General features: G+C 69.3%; 7 protein-coding genes. 5 read left to right on the top strand and 2 right to left on the bottom strand.

Annotated elements, in window-relative coordinates:
* Nucleotides 1-455 (top strand): LytR C-terminal domain-containing protein (locus tag VAE46_RS11095; protein WP_322796998.1); only part of this gene is annotated, 455 nt, incomplete at its 5' end.
* Nucleotides 456-469: 14 nt separating this feature from the next.
* On the opposite strand, the gene VAE46_RS11090 is transcribed toward VAE46_RS11095, so the two are convergent.
* On the bottom strand, nt 470-1,660 hold the full coding sequence (locus tag VAE46_RS11090) for an acyl-CoA dehydrogenase family protein (protein ID WP_322796997.1): 1,191 nt from the start codon (nt 1,658-1,660) through the stop codon (nt 470-472).
* Between the two features lie 44 nt (nt 1,661-1,704).
* On the bottom strand, nt 1,705-3,870 hold the full coding sequence (locus VAE46_RS11085) for an MMPL family transporter (RefSeq protein WP_322796996.1): 2,166 nt from the start codon (nt 3,868-3,870) through the stop codon (nt 1,705-1,707).
* A gap of 172 nt (nt 3,871-4,042) precedes the next feature.
* Here VAE46_RS11085 and VAE46_RS11080 point away from each other — a divergent pair, with 172 nt between their 5' ends.
* From VAE46_RS11080 to VAE46_RS11065, 4 genes are all read left to right on the top strand, one after another.
* On the top strand, nt 4,043-4,627 hold the full coding sequence (locus VAE46_RS11080; RefSeq protein WP_322796995.1) for a TetR/AcrR family transcriptional regulator: 585 nt from the start codon (nt 4,043-4,045) through the stop codon (nt 4,625-4,627).
* An 87-nt stretch (nt 4,628-4,714) separates the two neighbouring features.
* The gene (locus tag VAE46_RS11075; RefSeq protein ID WP_322796994.1) at nt 4,715-5,665 is read left to right on the top strand and encodes a MoxR family ATPase; all 951 of its coding nucleotides are present in this window, start codon (nt 4,715-4,717) and stop codon (nt 5,663-5,665) included.
* A 10-nt stretch (nt 5,666-5,675) separates the two neighbouring features.
* Nucleotides 5,676-6,926, top strand: coding sequence for a DUF58 domain-containing protein (locus VAE46_RS11070; protein ID WP_322796993.1), 1,251 nt, complete (start codon nt 5,676-5,678; stop codon nt 6,924-6,926).
* The coding region (locus tag VAE46_RS11065; protein WP_322796992.1) for a transglutaminase domain-containing protein at nt 6,914-9,169 on the top strand (2,256 nt) is incomplete at its 3' end. The genes VAE46_RS11070 and VAE46_RS11065, both read left to right, overlap by 13 nt.

The following is a 9,169-nucleotide window of genomic DNA, read 5'->3' as shown; positions in this document are numbered from 1 at the left end:
ACGGCCGCCTCAAAACCTACTCGCTCGGCGACCCCGTCAACGATGTCCCGACCGTCACCGGCTTTACCACGCTCGGCGGCGCGGCCGTGCTCAGCTGGAACCCCGAAAACGTCCAGTACTGGCTCAACCAGGTCTTCACCAAAGCGGCCTACAGCGAAAGCAACGTCGAAATCCAGAACGGCTTCGGCATCGATGGCGCCGCCCGCGCAGCCGCGTTGGGCCGTTACCTCGCCTACGTCAAAGGCCTCCCCACTGTCTACTACGGCCCGGATGTCCCACCGCAGCCTCGCACCACCATCACCCTCTACCACACCGACCGCCGCGTCCTCGCCGAGGACATCGCCAAATGGCTCGGCATCCCCGAATCCGAGATCATCGTCACTCCCTCCACGGATACCGCCCTCCCCGATGTCGTGATCACCATCGGCCAGGACTTCAAAGTCCCGGGCACCTGACCCCGCGACCTCGCCTACTCCGCCCCTTTCGGCGCCTCGAAGGCATCGTCCAGGGCCCGCCGCGCCAGCTGCTCCAGCGCACGGTCCTCCAGCGGCGGGTTGTGCAGCGGCGCCCGGACGTCTCGCCAGTACCGCTCCAGCGGCCGCGACCGCTGCAGGCTGACCCCGCCGACGACCCGCATGGCCAGGTCCACCGCTTCGATGCAGGCGTTCAGCGTCTCCACCTTTGCCGCCGCCACCCGGTCGATGGGCGGCATCCCGGCCGTTTCCCGTCGCTCCCACGCCCCGCACGCGTCCCGGGTCAGCGCCCGGCTCCGCTGCAGCAGCAGCTCGATCCGCGCCACCCGCGTCCTCACCCCCGGGAACTCGCGAATCGGGCGCTGGCTGTTCGGTACCCGCTCCCGCGCGAAGGCCACGGCATAATCCCGCGCCGCCGAAGCCACGCCGATGGTTACCGCGCACAGCCCCAGCGCGAACCACGCCATCCCCGCGCCCGCCCGCGGGTCCGGCGAGCCCGCCTCCCGCGCGTTCAGCAGCCGGTCCGCGGGCAGCCGCACCCCGTCCAGCACCACATCGTGGCTGCCCGTGGCCCGCATGCCGAGCGAATCCCACGTCTCCTCCACTCGCAGCCCCTCCTCCCCGCGGAACACCAGGAAGTTGCCCACCATCGGCCGGCCACCCGGCCCAATCTCTCCCTCGAGCCGCGCCAGCACGATGAACGCGTGCAGCACCGGCGCCAGCGTCGTGAAGGTCTTGCGACCCCGCAGCACCCAGCCGTCGCCTTCCCGCACCGCGAAGGTATCGGGCACGCCCCCGCCTGACGGGCTGCCCAGCCCCTCCTCGGTCGCCACGGTGTTCACCAGCTCGCCCCGCTCCACGGCGCCGCGGCAGAGCCGCTCGAACCACGCCGGCGGGTAGCTCGGAGCCTCCCGCTCCTGCCCGAAGGTCTTCAGGTGCATCATGAACGCCAGCGCCGTCGAACCGTCGGCGCGCGCCAGCTCTTCGAGCACCGCCAGGTACGTCCCCAGCCCCGCCTCCGCCCCGCCGAATGCCCGCGGCACCGTCAACCCGTAGAAGCCCGCCTCACGCAGCTCCGCAAAGTTCTCAAACGGGAACGAACCCTCGCGGTCATGGGCCTGCGCGCGCGGGGCGAATCGCTTCGCCAGGTCCCGCGCGCGCTCCACCCACTCATTTTCTGGGTTCACGGCGCCAGTCTACCCCGCGCCGCCCCGCCATGCCGTCGCGTTCGCTACTTCGCCCCGGCTGGCCCGGCCGCTGCATGCCCCGCTCCCTCCACATCCAGCGTCGGCAGCAGCCGGTCGAGCCAGCGCGGGATCCACCAGTTCCACCGCCCCAGCAGGGCCATCGCCGAAGGCACCAGGAACACCCGCACGACCGTCGCGTCAACGAAGATCGCCGTCGCCAGCCCGATGCCGAACTCCTTGATCACCCGCTCCGGCCCCAGCACGAAAGCGAGGAACACCGTCACCATGATCGCGGCGGCAGCCGTGATCACCCGCGCCGTGGCCGTCAGCCCGTTCGCCACCGCCGTGCCCGTGTCGCCGGTCTTCAGGTACTCCTCCCGGATCCGGCTGATCAGGAACACCTCGTAGTCCATCGAAAGCCCAAACAGGATCGCGAACATCATCATCGGCAGGAACACTTCCACCGGTCCCGTGCCGACCCCAATCAGGCTCCCGCCCCAGCCCCACTGGAAGACGGCCACCACCACCCCGTAGGCCGCCCCGATCGAGAGCAGGTTCATGATGGCCGCCTTCAGCGCTACTACCACCGACCGGAACATCGCCGTCAGCAGCACGAAGCTCAGTCCAATCACCCCGATGAACAGGTACGGCATCCGCTCCGAAATGCGGTCGCTCGCGTCGATCTGCCCGGCAGTCACCCCGGTGATGTAGAACCGGTCGCCATTTGTCTCGGCCCGCTTGAGCACATCGTCCCGCAGGCGGTGCACCAGCTCCGTTGTCGCATGGTCCTGCGGTTTCGTCGTCGGGATCACCGTAATGACCGCCGTATCCCCCGCGGGATTCACCACCGGCTCCGTCACCGCAGCCACGCCCGGCGTCTCCCGCATCAGCTCCACCGCCCGCGCGAGTCCGCCGTTGCCGTCACGCACGTCCGCCACCACCAGCAGCGGCCCGTTCGTGCCCGGCCCGAAGCCCTTCGCGATCAGGTCGTACGCCTTGCGCGAGTGCGAATCGGGAGCGCGGTTCCCGGCATCCGTGAAGCCCAGCTCCATCGACAAGATGGGCAGCGAAAGCACCACGAGCAGCGCCGTCGCACCCACCGCAAACGGCCACGGGTGCCGCTGAATCGTCCGGCTCAGGCGGTACCAGGTGCTGCTGGGATCGACCCCCTCTGACTGGTGCAGCAACGGCACCCGCAGCCAGTCGACCCGCGTTCCGAACACTGCCAGCAGCGCCGGCGTCAGCGAAATCGCAATCGCCACCGCCACCAGCACCACCACTGCGCCCGCCGTCGCCAGTGTCGCGATGAACGGCAGGCCCATCACGAACAGCCCCAGGAACGCGATCGCCACGATGATCCCGGCGAACGCCACGGCCCGCCCCGAAGTCGTCACCGCCTCGATCACCCCATCCCGCACCGATTTGCCCCCGTGAATCGCCTCCCGGAATCGCGTCACCACCAGCAGGCTGTAATCGATGCCGACCCCGATCCCGATCATCGCCGCGAACTGCGACGCAAAATCCGGGAACCCAATCCAGCGCGCCGCCACCATCAGAATCCCAAGCCCCGTTCCGAGCCCGAACAGCGCCGCCCCGATCGGCACGCCCATGGCCACCACCGACCCGAACGCGATCAGCAGGATAAACACCGCCGCAATCAGGCCATAAATCTCGGAGCCGAACTCCGTCTGCTCGTTGAACTGGATCACGCGGCCGCCCGGCTCCACCGTGAAGTCCACGCGCGAAGCGCCTTCCGCCAGCCGAATCAGCGCCACCGCTGTCTCGTGCGGCACCTTGTCGGCATCGAACGTAAACCGCACCACCGCCCGTGCAATCGTCCCGTCCGGCGAAATGTAGCCTGGCCGCTCGAACGGCGATTCAATCGCCGCGACGTCCGGCACCTCCTCAGCCACTCGCGCCAGCACCCCCTCGATCTCCGCTCGCGCCCCCTCAACCCCGGTCGGCACCTCGAAGACCAGGTCTGCCTCGCCCCCCGCCTGCGCCGGGAAGCGCTCCCGCAGCAGGTCGTTCGCCCGCTGCGATTCCGACCCCGGCAGGGTGAACTCCGTCTGGAACTCCCCGCCGAATGCCCGCGCGCTCGCCCCGATGCCGACCAGTACCGCCACCCACGCCGCCAGCACCAGCCATTTCCGCCGATAGACGAATCCGGCCCACCGCTCCAGCAGCCCTGCACCTTCCTGTGTCGCCATGCTCCTTGCCTCCTCAGGCCCGGCGGCGTGGTCGTCTGCCGCCGTTCGTGAACTCGCTCACGATGCTCGTTTCAGTGTGAAACGGAACTCCGGTTCCGTTCAAGTGGCAATTCCGGTATCCTTCCAACAAAATCACCGGCGGCTCCCATCAGCCCCGTCAATCGTCCCGCCCATGTCCCTCCCAGAACGCTCCGACGCCCGCCTTAACCGCCAGCGCATCCTCGAAGCTGCCGCCGGCCTCTTCACCGAACACGGCACCGCCGTCGAAATGCGCCAGATCGCCGAAGCCGCCGGGGTCGGCGTCGGCACCATCTACCGCAACTTCCCAACCAAGGCCGAGCTCATCGTCGCCATCATCACCGATATCGTCGACACCACCGAGGCCCGCCTCGAGCAGGTGCTCGCCATCGACGACCCGCTCGACGCCGTGCGCGCCTTCATCGCCACCCTCTTCACCTCGTTCGACCGAATCGCCCCGCTCGCCATGGAGCTCATGGCCACCCCGCACGACCAGGAGCTCCACGACCGCGTCATGCGCTGGATGGCCGAACCCCGCCTCCTGCCCATCCTCCAGCGCGGCATCGAACGCGGCCAGTTCCGCCCCGAACTCGACCCGCCGGTCGCTGTCCGCTTCATCGCCAGCGTCGCCAGCCCCATCACCCTCGTGGCCGGCCGCGGCGAACTCTCCCTCGACCGCCTCCGCGACGGTTTCATCGACCTCGTCCTCCGCGCGCTCCGCCCACAGCCGCCCGCATGAAGCGGGCTTAACCCGACCCCCGATTCGCAATTGCTATAATCCGCCCCATCACGGCCGGGCGTCACCGCCCCGTCCCCGGAGCAGCCCGTGGAAGACCCGAAAGTCGTCGCCGAGCGGATCGTCGCCAACGTCGAACACGTCATCGTCGGGAAGTCCCGCGAAATCCGCCTCGCCATTACCGCCCTCCTCTGCGGCGGCCACATGCTCATCGAAGACGTGCCGGGCGTCGGCAAGACCATGCTCGCCCGCGCGATCGCCGTCTCCACCGGCTGCACCTTCCGCCGCATCCAGTTCACCCCCGACCTCCTCCCCTCCGATGTCACCGGTGTCTCCATCTACAACCAGAAGACCGGCGACTTCGAGTTCCGCCCCGGCCCGATCCTCGCCCAGGTCGTCCTCGCCGATGAGGTCAACCGCGCCACCCCCAAGACGCAGTCCGCCCTCCTCGAGGCGATGGAGGAGCGCCAGGTCACCGTCGATGGCGTCACCCATCGCATGCCCCAGCCCTTCATGGTTCTCGCCACCCAGAACCCGATTGAGTACGAGGGCACCTTCCCCCTCCCCGAGGCCCAGCTCGACCGCTTCCTCATCCGCATCTACCTGGGCTACCCCTCCCCGACCGACGAGGTGCTCGTCCTCGACCAGCAGCAGACCCGCCACCCCATCGAGGCCCTCCAGCAGGTCACCGATGCCAACGAGATCCTCCAACTCCAGCGCGCCGTCCGCGAAATCTACGTTGACCCGCTGATCAAGCAGTACATCGTCCAGCTCGCCAATGCGACCCGCGAGCACGAAGCGGTCTACCTCGGTGCCAGCCCGCGCGGCTCGCTCGCACTCTTCCGCACCGCCCAGGCTCGCGCCCTGCTCGAAGGCCGCGACTTCGTCATCCCCGACGACGTCAAGGAACTTGCCGTCTTCACCCTCGCCCACCGCGTCATCGTCAGCCCGGGCGCTCGCGTCAAGGGCGTCACCCAGGCCGACGTCATTGCCCAGTGCCTCCAGCGCGTCCCCGTCCCCGGCGCGCGCGCCCGCGCCTGAGGCTCGCCCCGTGCGAACCCTCATCAGCGCCCTCTTCGCTCCCCAGCGCCGCACCCTCACGCTTGTTCTCGCCATCCTCCTCGTCTCGGTCTTCGTCGCGTTCGGGACCGGCTTCTGGCTGCTCTTCCGGCTCGTCTACATCATCGCCATCGCCCTCCCGCTCGCCTGGCTGTACACCAGGTGGAACACGCGCGGCCTCGTCGCCTTCGCCGACCGCCGTACCTCCCGCGCCCAGGTCGGCCAGGAAGCGCTCGAAGTCATCGAAGTCCGCAACACCTCCTTCCTGCCCCGCGTCTGGCTCGAAGTCGAAGACCCGTCCCCGCTCCCCGGGCACCGCTCACGCCGGGTGCTCACGATTCCGCCGCGCCGCTCACGCAACTGGATGGTCACCACGCCCCTGCTGCGCCGCGGCCTCTACGAGTGGGGGCCCCTGACCGTCACCGCTGTCGACCCCCTGGGCATCTTCCGCTGCACGCGCACCTTCGGCGAGGCCCAGCAAATCCTCGTCTACCCCCCGGTGGTCGACCTGCCCCACTTCCAGGCCCCGCCCGCCAACCTCCCCGGTGAAGGCCGCGTCCGCCGGCGCACCCACTACGTCACGCCCAACGCATCCGGCGTCCGCGAGTACGCGCCCGGCGATGCCTTCAATCGCATCCACTGGCGCTCCACCGCCCGCACCGGCGAGCTGATGGTAAAGACGTTCGAGCTCGACCCCGCCTCCGACATCTGGGTCATCCTCGACCTCGAGCGCCGCGTCCATGCCGGCTCCGGCGACGACTCCACCGAGGAATACGCCGTCCGCATTACCGCCTCCATCGCTCGCCACTACATCATCGCCAACCGTCCCGCGGGGCTGATCCAGTTCGGCCGCGACCTCCGCATCCTCGAGCCCGAGCGCGGCCAGAACCAGCTCACCCGCATCCTCGAAACCCTCGCCACCGCCAGCGCCGTCGGCGATGCGCCCCTTGGCGCCCTCCTCCTCGAAGAGCAGCGCCGCTTCGGCCGCCACACCACGCTCATCGTCGTCACCCCCTCTACCGATGACCACTGGCTCACCGCTATCCAGTCGCTCACCCAGCGCGGCGTCCGCGCCGCCGTCGTCCTTATCGACCCCTCCAGCTTCGGAGCTTCCCGCTCGCCCCTCCTCCTCTACGGGCAGCTCACCGCATCCGATATCCTCACCTACGTCGTCCGCCGCGGCGACGACCTCAGCCTCGCGCTCGCCCCGGCCGGCGCAGGAGCAGTCGCATGGCAGGCCTGAACCCCACGCTCCAACACTCCCCCGTCCGCGCGGCCGGCAGCTACGCCGTCCGCGTCCCGCGCATCGTCATGAGCTGGGAGGACTGGCTCACTTTCGCCGTTGCAGCCATCACCTTCGTGGCCATCGCCCACTCGCTTCAGCAGGCCAACTGGGTCGAGGGCATGCCCCCGTTCATCCCCACGGTGCTCCTCGGCCTCGCCATCGGCATGCTCGCGGCGCGCGTGAGGCTGCCGGCGGCGGCCATCCACCCGGTCGCACTGCTGGTGGGTGCCGGCATCGTCGCCCTCGCCGCCCAGTCCTTCGCCGATGGCCCCACCCTCGCCGACCGCCTCGCCGATTTCCGCGTCCGCATGGTCGAATGGTTCCACGTCGTCCGTACCGGCGATATCTCCAACGACAACCTCCCCTTCGTCACCCTCGTCCACGCGCTCTCCTGGCTCGCCGCCTACGCCGCGGCATGGAGCCTCTTCCGCTGGCACAACGCCTGGCTCGCTCTCCTTCCCGGCGGCTTCATCCTCCTCACCAACATCAGTTTCCTCCGCGGTCAGCCCACCGGCGATTTCGTCGTCTTCCTCTTCGGCGCCATCGTCCTCATCTCGCGCGTCCACCTGCAGAAAAGCATCGCCCGCTGGCGCGCCGAGGGCACCGAGTACCCCGAATTCCTCTCCGTCAGCCTCATCCAGCTCACCGTCGTCGCCTCAGCGGCGCTGGTCATTGCCGCCTGGTGGCTTCCCCTCGGCAACCAGGCGCGCGCCGTCGAAGCCGTCTTCGATACCCTGGTTCGGCCCGTCACCAGCCAGTCCGAGCACCTCGTCCGCCTCTTCCACAACGTCGATTCCCGCCGTGGAGGCAACCTCCACACCTTCGGCAATACCCTCCCCATCCAGGGCGATGTCAGCCTCGGCAGCAAGCGCCTCTTCGAAGTCAACAGCGCCGAAGCCGGCCTCCTCCGCGCCACCAGCTACGAGGTCTACACCGGCAACGGCTGGAAGGCCGGCGAGCGCGACACCTCCCGGGTCGATGCCCGCGAACTCGCCGTCGATGCCGCCTCCGCCACCTACGCCGCCCGCACCACCGCCATCCTCCGGGTCAAACTGCTCGCCGGCGAAAGCACCATCCTCACCCCGGGCGTCCCCCTCGCTGCCAACATCGATACCCGCGTCGATGCCGCCCCCGGCCAATCCGGCGATATCGAGCGCATGCGCAGCCGGGTAGCCCTCGGCGCCGAAGATACCTACAACAGCTTCGGCTCCATCTCCCGCGCCACCGCCGAGCAGCTCGACGCCGCCGGCACCGCCTACCCCGAATGGGTCACCGGCCGCTACCTCCAGCTTCCCTCCGACCTCCCCCGGTCAGTCCGCGATGAGACCGCCCGCATCATCCGCGAAGCCGGCGCAACCACCCCCTACCAGCAGGCCAAGGCCATCGAAAGCTACCTCCGCACCTTCCCGTACGACCTCGCCGTGCCAGCGCCCCCGCCCGGCCGCGACGCCGTCGAATTCCTCCTCTTCGAACTGAAGCGCGGCTACTTCGATTACCAGTCCACCGCCATGTGCGTCATGCTCCGCACGGCCGGCGTCCCCTGCCGCATCGCGGTCGGCTATGCCCTCACCCCCGGCTCCGGCACCGAAACCCTCTACACCGTCCGCAAGAGCGACGCCTACACCTGGGTCGAAGTCTTCTTCCCCTCCTACGGCTGGATTACCTTCAACCCCACCGCCGACCGCCCCGAAGGCGGCGCCGGCGGCATCAGCCAGCCCCTGGTCCCCTCGGACCCGTTTGTCGAGCCCTCGCTCGAAGACCTCTTCGGCCCCGATCTCGTCGATCCGACCGGCGGCGCCAACCCCGTCCAGGAGGCCCTCGCCGAGGAGCCCGTCATCAATCAGTCCTTCAACTGGCTCCTGGTCCTCATCCCGCTGACCATCCTCGCCCTCCTCGCTGCCGGCGGCCTCGGACTCCGCATCGCCTGGAACTGGGGGCTCGGTGGCCTCGACCAGCGCGCCCGGCTCTGGGCCCACACCCAGCGGCTCGCCGCCTGGGCGGGCATCCGCAGCAGCCCCGCCGAAACCCCGCGCGAGTGGTCGGCCCGCCTCGGCCGCACCATCGGGCGCGAAGAACCCGCCCTCCGCCTCGGCGAGGCCTACGAAGAGTCCCGCTACGGCCGCCCCGGGCAGCAGCGCGTCCCCGAGCCCGAGGCCGTCAGCGCGTACCGCTCCCTGCGCAACGCCCTCGCCCGCTACCTC

The organism is Tepidiforma sp., assembly GCF_034433535.1.
In the GTDB taxonomy this organism is placed as follows: Bacteria; Chloroflexota; Dehalococcoidia; order Tepidiformales; family Tepidiformaceae; genus Tepidiforma.
The sequence above is the reverse complement of the archived record's forward strand: the minus strand, read 5'-3'. Positions and strand labels throughout refer to the sequence as shown.